Raw genomic sequence first — 16,862 nt, forward strand, 5'->3', positions numbered from 1 at the left:
GCTCCTCTCGTCAGCTCGCCGGATAGCGGTCGATGGGGGGCGGTGCCGGGGCGGGGACCCCGGAGAGACCGAGGGTGGCGTCGTAGGCCTTCTTCCAGTCGCCGTTCTTCTCGTGGGCGGCGAGGGCGTCGTCGAGGGCGAAGCGCAGGGCGTTGTCGCCGCGCGGGACGCCGATGCCGTACGGCTCCTCCGAGAACGGTTCGCCGACGACCTTGAGTTCGTCCGGGACCTTGGCGGCGTAGCCCATGAGGATCGTGTCGTCGGTGGTGACCGCGTCGACCTGGTAGGTCAGCAGGTTGTCCACGCAGGCGGAGTACGTGTCGTAGGCGACGAGTTCGGCCTTCGGGTAGTCCTTCTCGACGCGTTGGTACGGGGTGGAGCCGGCGGCCGAGCAGACCCGCTTGCCGGCCAGGTCCTGGGGGCCGTCGATGTCGTTCTCCTCGGTGCGGACCAGGAGGGACTGGCCGGCCATGTAGTAGGGCCCGGCGAAGCCGACGAGCTTCTTGCGGTTGTCGTTGATGGTGTAGGTGCCGACGTAGTAGTCGATCTGTCCGTTCTGCAGGGCGGTTTCTCGGTTGGCCGAGGCGATCGTGCGGAAGTCGATGCCGGCCGGGTCGAACCCGAGGGAGGCCGCCATCATCCTGGCGATCTCGATGTCGAAGCCGGAGTAGCGGCCGGTCGCCGGGTCCTTCTCGCCCATGTACGGCTGGTCCTCCTTGGCGCCGACGACGAGCCGGCCGCGCTTCTTCGCCCGGTTCCAGGTGCTGGAGTCCGGCAGGGTGAATCCGGACTGGACCTGGTAGACGGGGAGTTGGTCGGGCTGCGGGCCCTTGACGGGCGGGCTGCCCTCCCTGCCGCAGCCGACGGGCGCCGCCGTCAGGACGAGCAGCACGGCGAGCACGGCCGGGGTGCGGTGCGAGCGGTGCGTACGCAGCATCGTTCCCACCCCGCTCAGTGCTTGAGGATCTTGGACAGGAAGTCCTTGGCGCGCTCGCTGCGCGGGGCGGTGAAGAAGTCCTCCGGAGCGCGGTCCTCGACGATCTTCCCGTCGGCCATGAAGACGACCCGGTCGGCGGCGGAGCGGGCGAAGCCCATCTCGTGGGTGACGACCACCATCGTCATTCCCTCGTGGGCGAGTTGCTGCATCACCTCCAGGACCTCGTTGATCATCTCGGGGTCGAGGGCCGAGGTCGGCTCGTCGAAGAGGAGCGCCTTGGGGTCCATGGCGAGGGCTCGGGCGATGGCCACGCGCTGCTGCTGGCCGCCGGAGAGCTGGGCGGGGTACTTGTCCGCGTGCGCGGCGAGTCCGACCCGGTCGAGGAGTTCGCGCGATCGCCGGTCGGCCTCCTCCTTCTTGCGCTTTCGGACCTTGATCTGCGCGAGGGAGACGTTGGCGAGGACGGTCTTGTGCGCGAAGAGGTTGAACGACTGGAAGACCATGCCGACCTCGGCGCGCAGCCGGGCGAGCGCCTTGCCCTCCTCGGGGAGGGGCCGTCCGTCGATGACGATCTCGCCCGACTCCACGCTTTCCAGGCGGTTCATCGCCCGGCAGAGGGTGGACTTGCCGGATCCGGACGGGCCGATGACGACCACCACCTCGCCCCGGCCGACGGTGAGATCGATGGACCGGAGGACGTGCAACGTGCCGTAGTGCTTGTTGACGCCACGCAGTTCGATCAGCGGATCGACGACGGCCATACGCTGCCCTGCCCCATTTCCCAGCGGTGTCGAGTCAGCGCAAACTATCCACCAGAAAAGGGACTTCACGCCCGACACGCATGAAACGGAGATAAGCCGTATTTACTGCAAAAGGGTGGCGGGGTGGAGATGTGGGACCGTGCCGAGCGGGGCTGCGGACTCAGTACTCGGCGGCCTCGGCGTACATCTGGGAGAGCTCCGGCGAGCCCGTCATCGCCCAGTCGAGGCCGGCCTCGACGACCTGGATCTCCCGGCCGGAGGCGAGCCGCACCACCGGGCCGCCGCCGGGCCACACCTGCCAGCGCGCGCCGGGCACGTTCCGCACGATCACGGTGCCGAGGTAGAGCCCGGCGTCGTTCCCGATCCACGGCAGCTCCTCCGGGTCGTCACGCCAGCGGGGCGGCAGCTGGTCGAGCTCCTGGAGGGAACGCGGGGTGTCGTCGAGTGCCACCCCGGACTGCGCGACCCTGGTGCGCAGCAGCTCGCACTCGGCGAGCAGCGCGGCCACACCGTCAGGGTCACGGTCGAAGGCCGCGGCCAGCGGGGAGCCGGGCGGTTCGGGTGCGTGCCGCTTGCGCCAGATGTCCAGGAATGGAATGTTCATCCGAACAGCGTCGCACCGTCACCTGCCCGTCGACCACCCGGCGCGCGGAGATCGTCCCGACGCCGGCTGGGTCCCGCGTCCGCTACACGTCGAGGTCGACCACGACGGGCGCGTGGTCCGAGGCGCCCTTGCCCTTGCGCTCCTCGCGGTCCACGTAGCTGTCCGTGACGGCCTCGGCGAAGGGCTTGTTTCCGTAGACCAGGTCGATGCGCATGCCCCGGTTCTTCGGGAAGCACAGCTGGCGGTAGTCCCAGTACGTGAAGGGATGGTCGTACTTGAGGGGGCGCGGGACCACGTCGGCGAGGCCGGTCTCGCGGAGGCCGGCGAGCGCGGCCCGCTCGGGCTCCGTCACGTGCGTCAGGCCCTCGAATACCGCCCGGTCCCAGACGTCGTCGTCGGTCGGCGCGATGTTGTAGTCGCCGAGGACCGCGAAGGGCCGGTCCCCCGCCGCGTCCTCCGCGACGGCCGCCTTCAGGGCCTCCAGCCAGCGCAGCTTGTAGGCGTAGTGCTCGTGCTCGACCTCCCGGCCGTTCGGCACGTACACCGACCAGACGCGGACCGGGCCGCAGGTCGCGGAGATCGCCCGGGGCTCCTCCGCCGCGTCGTACTCCGGGCCGCCGGGCAGGCCCGTGACCACGTCCGCGAGTCCGACTCGGGAGACCAGGGCCACGCCGTTCCACCGGCCCGTGGCGTTGACCACGGACTCGTAGCCGAGGGCGCGCAGCTCCTCGGTGGGGAACTGCTCGGCGGTGCACTTGGTCTCCTGGATGCACAGCACGTCCGTGCCGCTGCTCTCCAGCCAGGCGAGGAGTCGGGGCAGCCGGGCGGTGATCGAATTGACGTTCCAGGTGGCGATGCGCATGTGCGCAAGCCTACGTGCGGGGTCCGACAATCGACGCCGTGCCGGGCTGGAGCGGCCGCGGCTGCCCGGCGGAGGGGCTCAGAGCTCGGCGGAGGCGCCGGGGGCGAGCCGCTGGTGGTCGGTGCCGCCGAGCGCGCCGATCTGGCGGTCGTAGATGGGCCGGGCGAGGTCGGTGAGCAGGGCGTCGTGGATGTCGTACGCGCGGCGCGGCCCGACCTCGCGCACGTAGTCGATGACCTCGGAGATCTTGTTCCACGGGGCCATGACGGGGAGCAGCAGCGTGTCCACGGGGTGGTCGGGCACGGTGAGCGCGTCGCCGGGGTGGAAGACGGCGCCGCCGTCGACGAGGTATCCGACGTTGGTGATGCGCGGGATGTCGGGGTGGATCACGGCGTGCAGCTCGCCGTGCACCTGGACGTCGAACCCGGCGGCCGTGAACGTGTCGCCGTGCCCGACGGTGTGCACGCGGCCCGGGAAGGCCGCCGCGAGCTGGTCGGCGACGCTGCGCAGTGTCCAGATCTCGGCGGCCGGGTTGGCCTCCAGGGCGGCCCGCAGGTGACCCTCGTCGAAGTGGTCGGGGTGCTCGTGGGTCACGAGCAGGGCGTCGGCCCCGAGGACCGCGTCCTCCTCGGTGAACATGCCGGGATCGAGGACGAGCGTCCGCCCGTCCTTCTCCAGCCGCACGCACGCGTGGGACTTCTTCGTCAGCTTCACGGGGCCAGGCTACGCCGGGGGCGTCGTCTCCTCCTCGACGACCCGGGCGATCACCCGCAGCGCGGTCTCGGCGGCGGGGAAGCCGCAGTACACGCCCGCGTGGAGCACGATTTCGCGGAGCTCCTCGGCGGAGAGGCCGTTGCGGAGGGCCGCGCGGGTGTGGTCGGCGAGGGCCTCCCGGTGGCCTCCGGCGATGAGGGCCGTCAGGGTGACGACGCTCCGGGTGCGCCGGTCGAGACCGTCCCGGCTCCAGACCTCGCCCCAGGCGTAACGGGTGACGAGGTCCTGGAAGGCGCCGTCGGCGTCGCCGGAGAGGGCCTGGTCCACATGGGCGTCGCCGAGGACCTCGCGCCGCAGCCCGAGACCCTTCTCGTACGGGTCGGGGCGGCCGGCCTCGGCGGGCTCGGCGTCCGGGACCGGCTCGGCCGGGGGCGCCGGGGCCGCGGGGAGCGGCGGCACGGTGAGGGTGCCGCTGGTGTCCGGGGCCGTACCGGCGAAGTGCTCGATGAGCAGGTCGGTGACGGCGGCGGGCTGCTCGACGGGAGCCAGGTGCGAGGCGCCGGGGACGACGGCGAGCCGGGCGTCGGCGATCCCCGCGACCAGGGTGCGGGCCTCGGCGGGGCCGGTGACCTGGTCCTCCGAGCCGACGAGGACGAGGGCCGGGATGGCGATCCGGTCGAGGGCCTCTCGCACGTCGAAGACGGCGAGGGCCTCGCAGGCGGCGATGTAGCAGGCGGGGTCGGTCGTCCGGACCATCTGGACGGCCCAGTCCACGATCGCGGGCTGCGCGCCGGCGAACACCGAGGTGAACCACTGCTCGGGCGCGGTGCGGGCCATCGGCTCCAGCCCGTTGGCGCGGACGATGACACCGCGCTGGCGGAACTCGTCGGCGCTGCCGAACCGGGGCGAGGTGGCGACCAGGGCGAGGGAGGCGACCCGGTGGGGCGCGCGCAGGGCCAGATCGAGGCCGACGGCGCCGCCGAGGGAACAGCCCGCGTACCCGAAGCGCTGGACGCCGATCGAGTCGAGGGTGGCGAGGAGCCGGTCGCCGAGCTCGGCGACGGAGGTGAAGGGCTCGGCGGGCGCCCCGCCGTGCCCGGGAAGGTCGAAACGGACGACGCGCCAGTCCCGGGTGAGCTCCGGTATCTGCCGGTCCCACATGTGCCATGTGGTACCCAGCGAGGGGCCCAGGACGAGGACGGGAGCCGTTTCTTGCCCGTCGACACGGTATTGCAGGGTGTTCGGTGATGTCTCGCTCACCCGCTAGACCCTCTCATCTCTCACGACCGCCCCTTTGACCGGGGGCACGGCTGTCACGGCTGTACGGGTCCGACCGGGTCAGCCGATGATGGCGACCGGGGCGTCCCAGGCGTTGCGGTCGACGGTGATGGTGTGGCCGCCGCGGGTTTCCCTGCTGTTGGCCTTGTACTGGTGGCCGCGGCTGTGGTCGGTGTACAGCTTCGGGTCCCAGGGCCAGTCCCTGGTGGTGGTCTCCTGACCGTTCCACAGGGCGTACCAGAGGTTCCCCGGCAGGTCCGTGCGGTTCTTGGCGGTGGCGATCGCCTTGGCGCTGGAGCTGCTGAAGCCGTAGAGGCCGGCGCGGTAGGTCTTGGCGCGCAGGGTCTTGGTGAAGGAGCGCACGTAGGTCAGGGTGGCGTCGTTGCACGCCTTGTCGGCGATGTCGTACGACTCCATGTTGAGGTAGACCGGGCTGCCGGGCTTCATGCCGAGCGCCGACGCCTTCGCGATCGCGTCGTTGGCGTTGCTCGCCCCGACCGAGGCGGCCGTGGCCGCGGTGAACCTCTCCTTGTTCCTGCTCTTCTGGCAGGGCGGCTGGGCCCCGACGTAGAGCGGGATGACACGCCAGCCGAGCGTGTCCGCCGACTTCACCCAGGACTTCGTCAGATGGGGCTGGGCGCAGCCACGGTTCCTGCCGCCGATGTAGACCGCGACGCCGCCGTAGTACGCGTCCTTCCTCCACGCCTTCATCGCGGCGGGGGAGGGCGCCGTACAGGCGTCGAACGCCCGGCCCGTATAGGTCTTCTGCGCCGGCCAGGCCGGGGCCGCCATCGAGGTCTGCGCCGCGACCCCGGCGCCGGCCACGACGACGACGCCGGTCGCCGCCCACGCGATGTAGCGACCTCTTCTGGACAACCGGTGCTTCGGCATTCCCCACCCCACCCGACTTCTGGCTCCGACCTCTGAAGCGCTTCACCCTATAACCCGCTCCGAGGGGCCGAGCGGGTCGCCCGCGCCGTCCGATCGACCGGGCGGCACGATCGGTCGATAATGGGATCTATGCACCAGAAGACCGCGAGCAAGCCGCATGGCCCGTCGACCTTGACGGTCAAGGGGCGGGACATGCGCCTGCGCACCATCGGTTTCGTGATTCTCGCCGCCCTGGCCATCTGGTTCATCGCGGCCAACACCGGCTCGGTCACCGTCAGGCTCTGGATCCCGACGGTCACCCTGCCGCTCTGGATCGTCCTGACCGTCACCCTCCTCGTGGGCGTCGTGCTCGGCCTGCTCGTCGCCCGGCGCCGCGCACAGCGGTGAGGCGGCGACGGGACACGGCACGCGCCGAAGCGGTCCGCCCGTCCGCCCGTCACGGACCCGGCTCGGGCGCGGGTGCCGTGTCTCCGTCCGCCGCCCCGCCCGGCGGGGTGCCCCTCGGCCCGAGGTGGTGCGACAGCGGCGGCTCCTGAGCCAGGACCGCTCCGATGGTGAACGCGAAGGTGATGCCCGCGCAGACGACGATCAGCCAGGACAGCATCGTGAGGACGAGCCCGAGGGATCCGTACTCCGCCAGCGCCTTGTTGAGCGCGGCAGGCATGTACAGCCGGGCCGTCAGGGCCATGGCGCTCGTCGCCGCGGCCGCCAGGACCGCGCCGGGCAGCAGCGGCAGCCAGGGAACCCGTTTGGCCAGCAGCAGGTGCTGTGTCCACATCCAGATGCCCACGCTCACGAGGAAGAAGACCGGCACCCCGAGCCACAGGCCCGCGCCGAAGCCGTCCCGCAGCGGCCCCTGCACGAGGACGACCAGGAGCAGCGCGAGCAGCCACACCACCCACCGCCAGGCCGCGAGCCGCGTCTTGGCCTTGGGCAGGGCCCAGGCCCGCTCGCAGACCCTGGCCATGGCCCGGCTGAAACTGGTGGCCGAGGCCAGTGCGATGACCAGGCCGACCGCACCGGTCGTCTCCCGGAGCTCGTCGTCGGCGGAGCCGTCCAGCACCTGCCCCAGCTCGACGTCGGAGCGCCCGGTCAGGCCGAACATGGCGCGCAGGGAATCCCGCAGCTGGTCGCGCACGGAGGCCGGGGCGAACGCCGCGACGGCGAACAGCAGCGGCACGGCGGCCAGGAAGGCCTGAGCCGCGAGCCGGGTCCCCGCGTCCAGCAGGTTCCCGCCGAGCAGCCGGCTCGCGATCTCGGTCAGGACGGGCAGCCGGTGCTCCGCCCTCGCGCGCAGCTGCCGCCCTCGGGCCGCCCAGCGCGCCATCCGGCCTCCTGCGGACATCCGCCCTACGCCCGGACGGACTCTTCCGCGTCGGCGTCCGCGGGCTCCGCCCCGAGGAACCGGACCACCGCGAAGGCGAACAGCAGGGCCAGCGCGAGACCGACGACCACCCAGGCGGTGGGGTGGTCCCACAGGACGTACACGAGGACGGCCACGGCCACCAGGATCCAGGTGATCCACGTGCGGTGCCCGCGGACGAAGGGGCCGACCGGTCCCGTCCGCAGTCCCGCCCGGTCCGCCGCGGCACGGGTCGCGTCGATGCCGGAATTCCACATGCGGCGGGTGACGACGGCGGGACGGCTGGGGCCGGTGAGCCAAGCGGCGAGGGCTACCACCAGGCCGAGGGTCACCACCATGCGGACCGTGGTGCGCAGGAAGTGGATCAGCGCGTCGTAGACGGACCCCGCGGCGGGCTGGGAGACGGTGTCGGGCAGGGCGTTGAGGTAGACCGTACGGAACACGGTCAGAGCGATGCCGAGGACCAGGGCCGCGACGGCGACACCGATCGCCGAGGCGATCACGGTGCGACGGCGATGGGTGGACAGCAGGACTCCGGCGACCACCAGCAGCACCGCGAGCACCGGCAGCCACAGCCCCATCACCTGAAGCAGGCGGAACCCGGTCTTGACCTTGCCGATGTCATCGGACTTGACGACCGTGAAGTCGGTGTGGATCTCCGGGATCTTGCCGGCCACGGTGAGCCCCGCGTCGACGAGCCGCTCCTTGACCCGTTCGATCACGGGTGCGAGATCGACGGTCACGGTGTTGTTGTTGATCTGTACGGCTCCGTCGCCGCTGCCCGTCAGGGCGCGGACGACGGAGGTGTGGACGGCCCGGTTGGCGTCGGTCCAGACCGTCTTGAAGGCGTCCGAGGCGACGACCTCCTGCGCCTTGTCGTGGACGAAGCTGCTGACCGCGCTCTCCAGTGAGCCGCCGAGCTTCCCCAGCGCCTTGGCGAGCAACGGACGCTGGTCGGGGGCGACCCCCTCCAGGAGGGACTCCAGGTCGATGTGCTCCATCACCGCACCGGTGACCCGGTTGGCGACCGCCGCCTGCACGTCCGCGTCGGAGGCGAGCGGGGCGACCGTGGAGACGTACCGGTCGGTGTCTCCGACGATGTCGGCGGTCCACGCGGCGACGATGCCCAGCGGAGCGAGGACGCATCCGATCACGATGAGCACGGCGGCCAGGAACGAACGGCCTCGATGGCGGGGAGCGGGCCGGGCGGCCGCCTCCCCCTCCAGCGCGGCGACCCGCGCGCGCAACGCGGCCAGTTCGTTCTGATTCTCGTCCGGCACGGGCGCCTCCTCGCGGTGTGCGCTCAGCCAATCCCGCCCGCACTGTTCCGGCCAGACGGGGCAGGACGAACGGGTGAGAACGCGTCCCCGCGCGGCCGGCCATCCCACGGGCCCGGCACGCGAAGTGCCGGGCTTTTCATGGGTCCCGCCTGCCGGACGCAGCAGGGGACGTCGGACCGTGGCCATGGGCGCTCCCCCGGCCGGGCCGGCGGGCGGCCCCTCCCGGATCTCACCGGGTGACGTACGGCAGCAGTGCCATCTCCCTGGCGTTCTTGACGGCGGCGGCGAGCTGCCGCTGCTGCTGGGCGGTGACCCGGGTGACGCGGCGGCTACGGATCTTGCCGCGGTCCGAGACGAACTTCCGCAGCAGATCGGTGTCCTTGTAGTCGATGTACGTGATCCCGGCGGCGTCGAGCGGGTTGGGGCGGGACTTCAGAGGCTTACGGGGTTCCTGGCGGCGCGCCATGGGGATGTCCTTCCGGGGGCGGGATGTCCGGCCGGCCCGGGTCGTTCTTCCGGGGCCGGGTCGTTCGAGGGTCAGGCGGCGTCGAGGAGGGAGTCGAAGGCGGCGGGCAGATGCCTCCAGCCGTCCGGCCCGGACGCGTACTCCTCGTCCGTGAGCAGGCAGGACTCCAGGAGCCGTTCCAGTCCGTCCCGGTCGAGCCCGGGCGAGGTGAAGACGAGGTGCTGGCAGCAGTCGCCGTGCTCGGGGTCCCAGTCCAGAGCGGCGGCGGCCCGGCGCATCGGGGGGACCAGCTCCCAGGCGGCGTCCGGCAGGGAGGCGAGCCACGGGCCGGCGCTCTCGACGCACAGCGCACCGCCCGCGGCGTCCCAGGCCAGCAGGGTGTCGGGGCGGTCGGCCAGCCAGAACCGGCCGCGGCTGCGTGCGGCGGCGCAGCACAGGTCCTCCAGCGCCGCGTACAGGCGCTCGGGGTGGAAGGGGCGTCGGCGGTGCCAGACGAGGGTCGTGACCCCGGCGTCGTCCGCGTCCTGCGGCAGCAGCGCGCACGCGGGGTGCTGCGCCGCCGCCGCGGCCTCGACGTCGAAGCCGGCGAAGGCGGCCTCGGCCAGATCACCCGAGTCGGCCGCCACCCGGCGGGCGGTGGGGTGCAGCTGGGCGAGCAGCGCACGGTCCTCGTCGTCGGCCTCCTCCTTGTCGACGAGGGCGAGGACGGGCGCGTACTCCAGCTGGCGGGCGAAGGTGTCGCCGACGGTGCGCCGGTCGGTGGGAGCGGCCGCCAGGCCGGCTTCGGCGAGGTCGTCGCCGTTGGCGAGGTAGGGCAGGACGAGAGCCGGGTCCACCGCGGTGATCACGTTCGTGACGACCAGATCGTCTCCCGCGTGCGCCGCCACGACCTCGGCCATCGCCTTCGGCTCGACCGAGTCCCACAGTTCGACCACGGCGAGCCGGGTCAGGCCGCCACCGGCCAGCCGTTCCAGCTCCGGTACGAGGTCCTCGCGCAGCGCGCAGCACGCGCAGTCGTTGACGAGGGGCGTCCCGTCCTCGGACAGGAGCCCGCTCGCGTCGCGGACGAGGCGGCGCACCGTGCCGTCCTGCGCGCCCGTCAGGTCGTGATGGAGGGCGACGCTGCCGGGGACGGCCCGCAGGAGGCGGTCGACGGCCTCCTTGCGGGCGTCCGAGTGGATTCCGGCGACGATCACGACGGGCAGCCGGGGATCCCGGGCCATCAGCGGGCCCCGTAGCGGCGCTCGAAGCGCTCGACGCGGCCGGCGGTGTCCATCACACGGGCGGTGCCCGTGTAGAAGGGGTGGCTCACCGAGGAGATCTCGACGTCGACGACCGGGTACGTCCGCCCGTCCTCCCACTCGATCGTCTTCTCGCCGGTGAGGGTGGAGCGCGTGAGGAACGCGGAGCCGGAGGCGGTGTCGCGGAAGACGACGGGGCCGTAGGCGGGGTGGATGCCGGGCTTCATGGCAGGACCTTCCTTCTGTATGGCTTTCTGTGCGGCTCAGGCCGCTCTTCTGTGCGACTCAGGCCGCTCTCCACGGCGCTGGATGCCGCTTCGTGCCGCACCGTGCGGCGGGGTGCGGTCAGCGCTCTTCACGGAAGTCGACGTGGCGGCGGGCCATCGGGTCGTACTTGCGCAGCACCAGCCGGTCGGGGTTGTTCCGCCGGTTCTTGCGGGTGACGTAGGTGAAGCCGGTGCCCGCGGTGGAGCGCAGCTTGATGACGGGGCGGAGTTCGTTGCGTGCCATGGGGCTAGTATATGGCAACGGTTTTCATTTCCAATAAGCGATGGCCGGCGACGGCCACGGAGAGAGGCAGGTACCACCCATGTCCGCCCACTGCCAGCTGACCGGCGCCAGGCCCGGCTTCGGCAACACGATCTCCCACTCCCACCGGCGCACCTCGCGCCGCTTCGACCCGAACATCCAGCACAAGCGCTACTGGCTGCCCGGCGAGGGCCGCAGCGTCCGGCTGACCCTGAGCGCGCGGGCGATCAGGACGGTGGACGCGATCGGCGTCGAGGCGGCCGTGGCCCGGATCCGGGCGCGCGGGGGGAAGGTCTGATGGCGAAGCAGAGCAAGATCACACGGAACGAGAAGCGCAAGGCGATCGTCGAGCGGTACGCCGCGAGGCGGGCCGAGCTGAAGGAGATCGTCCGTCGCCCGTCGTCGACCGCCGGGCAGCGTCTGGCCGCGCGGGAGGAACTCGACCGGCAGCCGCGCGACGCCAGCGCCACCCGGGTCCGCAACCGCGACAGCGTCGACGGCCGGCCCCGCGGCTACCTGCGGAGGTTCGGGCTCTCCCGCGTCCGCACCCGGCGGCAGGCGCACGCGGGCTTCCTTCCCGGCGTGACCAAGTCCTCCTGGTAGCCCCCGGAGACACCTGCCCACAAGGCGCTGACCTGGCCCAACGCGAGCGCTGCGGACGGTCACGACACCCCTGGACGGCCCCCGCGCGGTGCTCGGCGAAAAAACTTCGGCCGGAGCTGAATCCTCTTGGGGGGTCGCCGTCTCTTATGTGTGTACCGGCCGAACGCGCCGGCGGAACAACAGGAGGAACACAATGGTCACGGCCCTCGTAGTCATCGGAGTCCTGCTCGTGGGCGCGTGCAGCTGGCACCTCATGCGGCGCTACAAGAGCCGAAGCTGACGAGTGCCTGCGCGCGGCGCGCCCGCCGGGTATGAGTAGCACATGAACCCACGTTTCTCCTGGCCGGACGAGCGGCTGATCAAGGCTGCTCAGGACGGCGACGTCACGTCGCTCACCACCGTCGTCATGGAATCGCAGCCTCATGTGCGGAAGTTCGCCAAGTCGCTGTGCGCCTCGCCTCAGGACGCCGAGGACGCCGCGCAGGAGGCGCTGATCATCCTCTACCGGAAGATCGGCACCCTGCGGGCCACCGGTGCGCTCGCCTCCTGGATGTTCCGGATCGTGCGCAACGAATGCCTCCGGCAGGTGCGGTTTCTCGTCCATCGCAACGACGAGCCGCCGACCGGGCCGGAGGCGTCCGCGGAACCGTCCGCCGAGGAAGCGGTGCTGCACAGGCTGGAAGTGGAGCGGATCGCGGCCGCGGTCGGCGCACTGCCCCGCGAGCAGCGGCAGGTCCTGATCATGCGGGACGTCCAGGGGCTGCCCGGCAGGACCGTGGCCCATTCCCTCGGTCTGAGCAACGCCGCGATGAAGTCCCGGCTGCACCGAGCACGCGCGGCGGTACGTCAGTCACTGGAAGCGATCGACCAAGCACCCGAACAGGCCACCGACCAGGCGGCTTGATCGAGCCATCGACCACCCCGTCGGAGGAGAGTCACGACCGTGAACATCGTGAAGCCCGCACAGGGCGACCAGATCCGGGTCACCACGAAGGCCCCGGCGAACGACATGAACTTCGCCAGCAAGTCCGTCCCGCGCCACCTGGCGCGCGGCGCCATCGGCTTCGGGCTGATCATCGGCTCGATCGCCATGGTGCCCGTCGCCGGTCCGGCCACTCTGCTCGCGGCCCCGCTCGCCCTGATCGCCTTCCGTGGCTGCCCCACCTGCTGGATGGTCGGCCTGGCTCAGACGATCTCGCGCGGTCGGCTGGAGCGCCAGTGCGTCGACGGCGTCTGCACCCTCACCAAGGCGGACCCGGCGGCGAAGGCCGCGGGCGAGCCGGCGGCCGACAGGAACGTCCCGGCCGCTTCCCGGTGACCGGTCCACGGTCGAACCGTGGACCACGTGCCCCGCACGCGCCCGCCCCGCCGGCTTCCCCGCGGCTCTCGGTCCGAGGGTTTCCGGCCTTCCGGCCCGGCTGATTCTCACCCTTGTCGAGCGACCTGGGTGAGGTCGCCGGGCCGGAAGGCACGGGGTGCCGGAGGGACCGCCGTTCTCTGACGGCATACGTCTTCCGAGGCGAGAAAGCGCGTGCTGCACAAGTACGCGCTGTTTCTGTGTGGTTAACTGCGCGGTTACGCGAGACGGGTCCTCGATGCCGGTCCCCCCGATTACCGGCATATTGATTCCTGGACCAACTCCCGCGCCCTGGCCATTGGTTTACGGAGCGCCGACTCGATGCTAGGGTCCAAATTGAGATTGAGTCAGGCTGGGCCGCCGAGTCGGCCGTGCCGTTGATCGTGCTTCACGGGGGGAGCAAGAACATCATGATCCGCCATGCCCAAATTCAGGCGGCAGCAACGCCATCAGACAGCGCGGTACGAGGCCCTTCAGGCGGTGCGGCGGAAAAGCGGGAACCGACGGTCCAGGATGGACCGTCGCAGCGGGTACCTGATGGCATCGACGACCGTACGGTCGCCGTCGTCGGGCTTTCCTGCCGCTTTCCCGGCGGGGCGAACCCCGCCGAATTCTGGGATCTTCTCAGGAACGGCCGAGACGCCATAGCCGAGCCGCCCGCAGATCGCGCACACCTTGCCTCCATGGCCGACGGGTCGCCGCGCCCCGGTGGTTTTCTGCCCAGGGTCGACACCTTCGATGCCGAGTTCTTCGGCATTTCCCCGCGTGAAGCAGCCGCGATGGACCCGCAGCAGCGACTCGTCCTCGAACTCGCCTGGGAGGCGCTCGAGGACTCCGGCATCGTTCCGGCCACCCTCGCCGACACCGCCACCGGCGTCTTCATGGGCGCGATCGCCGACGACTACGCGGCCCTCACGCACGCGGCCGGCCCCGACGCCACCTCCGCGCACACCGTCACCGGGCTGCACCGGGGCATCATCGCCAACCGGGTCTCGTACGTCCTCGGGCTCCGGGGACCCAGCATGGTGGTCGACACCGCCCAGTCGTCCGCGCTGGTCGCGGTGCACCTGGCCTGCGAGAGTCTGCGTCGCGGCGAGTCCGTGGTGGCCCTCGCCGGCGGCGTCAACCTCAACCTCGCGCCGGAGAGCACCCACGCCCTGGCCGCCTTCGGCAGCCTCTCGCCCGACGGTCGATGTTACGCACTCGACGCCCGGGCGAACGGCTACGTCCGGGGCGAGGGCGGCGGTGTGGTGGCGCTGAAGCTCCTCAGCCGGGCGCTGGCCGACGGGGACCGCGTCCACTGTGTGCTGCACGGTGGGGCCGTCGGCAGCGACGGCGCGAGCGACACCCTTCCCACCCCGAATGGAAAGGCCCAGGAACGCGTCATACGCGATGCCTGGGATAACGCGCGAATACCACTGGAACAAGCACAGTACGTAGAAATACACGGATCGGGCACCCGGGTCGGCGACCCCATCGAAGCATCTGCTCTGGGCGCTGTTTTCGCCTCCTCCCGCTCTCCGGAGAATCCCCTCAGGCTCGGATCCGTCAAGACCAATATCGGCCACCTCGAAGGCGCGTCGGGCATCGCGGGACTTGTCAAGACGATTCTCTGCCTCGCCGAGCGGGAACTCGTACCGACCCTGAACTACGAGACGCCGAATCCGCAGATTCCTTTCGCCGATCTTCGGCTCTCCGCCGCCACCGAAACCGGACCATGGCCGAATCCCGACGGGCCGCTCGTCGCCGGTGTGACCTCGGTCGGAATGGGCGGAACCAACTGCCACCTGGTGCTCGGATCATGGCCGGATGACATCGCCCCAGCCGCCGGGAACAAGCCGGACCAGCCGCATCAGCGGGACGATTCGGATCGTTCCGAATCCCTCGCCTGGGTGCTGTCCGGGCGCGGTGACAAGGCACTGCGCGCCCAGGCGGCCCGCTTACGCGAATATCTCGACGCACACCAGGATTTCGGTGCCGCCGAGATCGCCCGGGCTCTCGCGCACGACCGGACCACCTTCAGCCACCGGGCCGTCCTGGTCGGCGCCGACCGGAACGGGCTGCTGGCCGCCCTCGACGCGGTCGCCGACGCCGGCGTCCATCGGGGCGCGGTCGGGGGCAGCAGCCACCAGGGCGTCCGCGAGGCCGTGTTCGTCTTCCCCGGTCAGGGTTCGCAGTGGGCCGGCATGGCCGCCGAACTCCTCGACAGCTCCCCCATCTTCGCCCGCGTCGTCGAGGACTGCGAGCGCGCGCTGCGCCCGTACCGCGACTGGTCGCTGACCGATGTGCTGTGCGGCCGTCCCGGCGCCCCGGCCCTTGACCGTGACGACGTCGTGCAGCCCGCGCTGTGGGCCGTGATGGTCGCGCTGGCCGCGCTGTGGCGCGCCGCGGGTGTCGAACCGGCCGCGGTCGTCGGCCACTCGCAGGGCGAGATCGCCGCCGCCACCGTCAGCGGCGCCCTCACCCTGGACGACGCGGCCCGGCTGGTCGCCGTACGGAGCGCCGCCCTCGGCGCGCTGGCCGGACGCGGCGGCGGCATGCTCACCGTGTCGCTGCCCGCCGACCGGGTGCGCGAAGACCTCGCGGCACACCCGGGGTTGAGCGTGGCCGCCGTCAACTCGCCCGGCATGACCGTGGTCGCCGGTGACGGGGCAGCCCTGGACGCCCTGGCCGCCCGGTACGGCGAGGACGTCCGCACCCGGCGTGTGCCGGTCGCGTACGCCTCGCACAGCCCGCACGTCGACGCCGTACGCGACACCCTGCCGGCGGAGCTGGCCGGAATCGCACCGCGTACCGGAACCGTGCCGCTGCACTCGACCGTGACCGCCACCGCGCTCGACGGGTCCGAGCTGGATGTCGACTACTGGTACCGCAACCTGCGGGAACCCGTGCAGTTCGAGCCCGCCGTGCGGGCGCTGCTCGACGCGGGGCACGAGCTGTTCATCGAGATGAGCCCGCACCCCGTGCTCGCGCTCGCCGTCCAGCAGACCGCGGAGGCCGCGGACCTGCCGGTCGCCGCGCTGGGCACCCTGCGCCGCGACGAGGGCGGCCCGCAGCGGCTGCTGCTCGCGTTCGGCGAGGCGTTCTGCCACGGCGCGGACGTGGACTGGTCCGCCGTCCTGCCCTCCGGCGGCACGCGCGCCGAGCTGCCGACGTACGCCTTCCAGCGGCGCCGCCACTGGATCGCCGGGCAGCCCGACGTGGCTCGCGCACTGCCGTCGGCCGGCACCGCATCGACGCCGGCGGCCTCCGTTCGGGCCCCGGAGGACACCGAGGACGCGCGGGACGCCGAGCCGGCCCGCTCGCTCACCGGCCCGGCCGCCCTTGAGCTGGTGCGGGCCCACACCGCCGCCGTGCTCCGTTACGACTCCGCCGCCGAGATCGAGCCGCGGCGGACGTTCAAGGAGCTGGGCATCGACTCGGTGATGGTCGTCGAGCTGCGCAACCGGCTCGTCGCCGCCACCGGGCGCAAGCTCCCCACGACCGTGGTGTACGACCACCCGAGCCCCGCGGCGCTCGCCGCGGTGCTGGCCGAGGGGCAGCACGACGCGGCGGCCCCCGAGGACCGGGCCGGCCAGGACGACGATCCGATCGTGATCGTCGGCATGGGCTGCCGCTACCCGGGCGGGGTGGACTCCCCCGAGGCGCTGTGGCGGGTCGTCGCCGAGCAGCGCGACGTCATCTCGGGCTTCCCGGCGGACCGGGGCTGGGACCTCGACGGTCTCTACCACCCCGACCCCGCCCATGTGGGCACCACCTATGTGCGCGACGGTGGCTTCCTGGAGAGCGCGGCGGAGTTCGACGCCGAGCTGTTCGGGATCTCGCCGCGTGAAGCGCTCGCGATGGATCCGCAGCAGCGCGCCTTCCTCGAAACCTGCTGGGAGGCCCTGGAGCGGGCCGGGATCGCCCCGGACTCCCTGCGTGGCACCCAGGCGGGTGTGTTCGCCGGTGTCATGGCCCAGGAGTACGGTCCGCGG

The 16,862-nt window shown here is 71.7% G+C and carries 19 protein-coding genes; 6 read left to right on the top strand and 13 right to left on the bottom strand.

The window, feature by feature from the left end; all coding sequences use genetic code 11:
* Positions 1 to 10: 10 nt before the first annotated feature.
* The 7 genes from AOK00_RS16875 to AOK00_RS16905 form a co-directional block, all read right to left on the bottom strand.
* Positions 11 to 937, bottom strand: a complete 927-nt coding sequence (locus AOK00_RS16875; protein WP_055601148.1) for a glutamate ABC transporter substrate-binding protein — start codon at positions 935 to 937, stop codon at positions 11 to 13.
* A 14-nt stretch (positions 938 to 951) separates the two neighbouring features.
* A complete protein-coding gene (locus AOK00_RS16880; RefSeq protein WP_055601133.1) occupies positions 952 to 1,698 on the bottom strand; it encodes an amino acid ABC transporter ATP-binding protein in 747 nt (248 codons plus the stop codon).
* A gap of 160 nt (positions 1,699 to 1,858) precedes the next feature.
* On the bottom strand, positions 1,859 to 2,302 hold the full coding sequence (locus AOK00_RS16885; protein ID WP_055601134.1) for a DUF6278 family protein: 444 nt from the start codon (positions 2,300 to 2,302) through the stop codon (positions 1,859 to 1,861).
* Between the two features lie 82 nt (positions 2,303 to 2,384).
* Complete coding sequence (locus AOK00_RS16890; protein ID WP_055601135.1) at positions 2,385 to 3,164, bottom strand: exodeoxyribonuclease III; 780 nt, start codon at positions 3,162 to 3,164, stop codon at positions 2,385 to 2,387.
* Positions 3,165 to 3,242: 78 nt separating this feature from the next.
* Positions 3,243 to 3,878 carry an MBL fold metallo-hydrolase gene (locus AOK00_RS16895; RefSeq protein ID WP_055601136.1) on the bottom strand — a complete coding sequence of 212 codons (636 nt, stop codon included), beginning with the start codon at positions 3,876 to 3,878 and terminating at the stop codon, positions 3,243 to 3,245.
* Between the two features lie 9 nt (positions 3,879 to 3,887).
* A complete protein-coding gene (gene pcaDC, locus AOK00_RS16900) occupies positions 3,888 to 5,138 on the bottom strand; it encodes a bifunctional 3-oxoadipate enol-lactonase/4-carboxymuconolactone decarboxylase PcaDC (RefSeq protein ID WP_055601137.1) in 1,251 nt (416 codons plus the stop codon).
* Positions 5,139 to 5,216: 78 nt separating this feature from the next.
* Positions 5,217 to 6,047, bottom strand: coding sequence for a glycoside hydrolase domain-containing protein (locus tag AOK00_RS16905; RefSeq protein WP_055601138.1), 831 nt, complete (start codon positions 6,045 to 6,047; stop codon positions 5,217 to 5,219).
* Positions 6,048 to 6,176: 129 nt separating this feature from the next.
* Between AOK00_RS16905 and AOK00_RS16910 the strand changes: the two genes are divergently transcribed.
* On the top strand, positions 6,177 to 6,434 hold the full coding sequence (locus AOK00_RS16910) for a lipopolysaccharide assembly protein LapA domain-containing protein (protein WP_055601139.1): 258 nt from the start codon (positions 6,177 to 6,179) through the stop codon (positions 6,432 to 6,434).
* Between the two features lie 49 nt (positions 6,435 to 6,483).
* Here the strand turns inward: AOK00_RS16910 and AOK00_RS16915 are convergent, their stop codons facing one another.
* The 6 genes from AOK00_RS16915 to rpmG form a co-directional block, all read right to left on the bottom strand.
* Entirely contained in the window at positions 6,484 to 7,374 is an 891-nt protein-coding gene (locus tag AOK00_RS16915; protein ID WP_107097405.1) for a YhjD/YihY/BrkB family envelope integrity protein, read from the bottom strand.
* A 23-nt stretch (positions 7,375 to 7,397) separates the two neighbouring features.
* On the bottom strand, positions 7,398 to 8,690 hold the full coding sequence (locus AOK00_RS16920) for a hypothetical protein (RefSeq protein WP_254047385.1): 1,293 nt from the start codon (positions 8,688 to 8,690) through the stop codon (positions 7,398 to 7,400).
* 229 nt (positions 8,691 to 8,919) lie between these two features.
* Complete coding sequence (gene rpsR / locus AOK00_RS16925; protein WP_055601141.1) at positions 8,920 to 9,156, bottom strand: 30S ribosomal protein S18; 237 nt, start codon at positions 9,154 to 9,156, stop codon at positions 8,920 to 8,922.
* Between the two features lie 71 nt (positions 9,157 to 9,227).
* The gene (locus tag AOK00_RS16930; protein WP_055601142.1) at positions 9,228 to 10,379 is read right to left on the bottom strand and encodes a CobW family GTP-binding protein; all 1,152 of its coding nucleotides are present in this window, start codon (positions 10,377 to 10,379) and stop codon (positions 9,228 to 9,230) included.
* A complete protein-coding gene (locus AOK00_RS16935; protein ID WP_055601143.1) occupies positions 10,379 to 10,624 on the bottom strand; it encodes a type B 50S ribosomal protein L31 in 246 nt (81 codons plus the stop codon). Before AOK00_RS16935 ends, AOK00_RS16930 begins: the two co-directional genes overlap by 1 nt.
* A gap of 118 nt (positions 10,625 to 10,742) precedes the next feature.
* The gene (gene rpmG, locus AOK00_RS16940) at positions 10,743 to 10,907 is read right to left on the bottom strand and encodes a 50S ribosomal protein L33 (protein WP_055601144.1); all 165 of its coding nucleotides are present in this window, start codon (positions 10,905 to 10,907) and stop codon (positions 10,743 to 10,745) included.
* Between the two features lie 79 nt (positions 10,908 to 10,986).
* Here rpmG and rpmB point away from each other — a divergent pair, with 79 nt between their 5' ends.
* From rpmB to AOK00_RS16965, 5 genes are all read left to right on the top strand, one after another.
* A complete protein-coding gene (gene rpmB, locus AOK00_RS16945) occupies positions 10,987 to 11,223 on the top strand; it encodes a 50S ribosomal protein L28 (protein WP_055601145.1) in 237 nt (78 codons plus the stop codon).
* Positions 11,223 to 11,528, top strand: a complete 306-nt coding sequence (gene rpsN, locus AOK00_RS16950; RefSeq protein WP_055601146.1) for a 30S ribosomal protein S14 — start codon at positions 11,223 to 11,225, stop codon at positions 11,526 to 11,528. The genes rpmB and rpsN overlap by 1 nt, the downstream gene beginning before the upstream one ends.
* A gap of 322 nt (positions 11,529 to 11,850) precedes the next feature.
* Entirely contained in the window at positions 11,851 to 12,432 is a 582-nt protein-coding gene (locus AOK00_RS16955; RefSeq protein ID WP_079042039.1) for an RNA polymerase sigma factor, read from the top strand.
* Positions 12,433 to 12,471: 39 nt separating this feature from the next.
* Positions 12,472 to 12,846, top strand: coding sequence for a hypothetical protein (locus AOK00_RS16960; protein ID WP_107097406.1), 375 nt, complete (start codon positions 12,472 to 12,474; stop codon positions 12,844 to 12,846).
* 581 nt (positions 12,847 to 13,427) lie between these two features.
* Positions 13,428 to 16,862, top strand: a 3,435-nt coding sequence (locus tag AOK00_RS16965; protein ID WP_437441423.1) for a type I polyketide synthase, incomplete at its 3' end; no start/stop codon positions are given.

The sequence above is a fragment of the Streptomyces aureus genome (assembly GCF_001418135.1).
GTDB classification, from domain to species: Bacteria; Actinomycetota; Actinomycetes; order Streptomycetales; family Streptomycetaceae; genus Streptomyces; species Streptomyces aureus_A.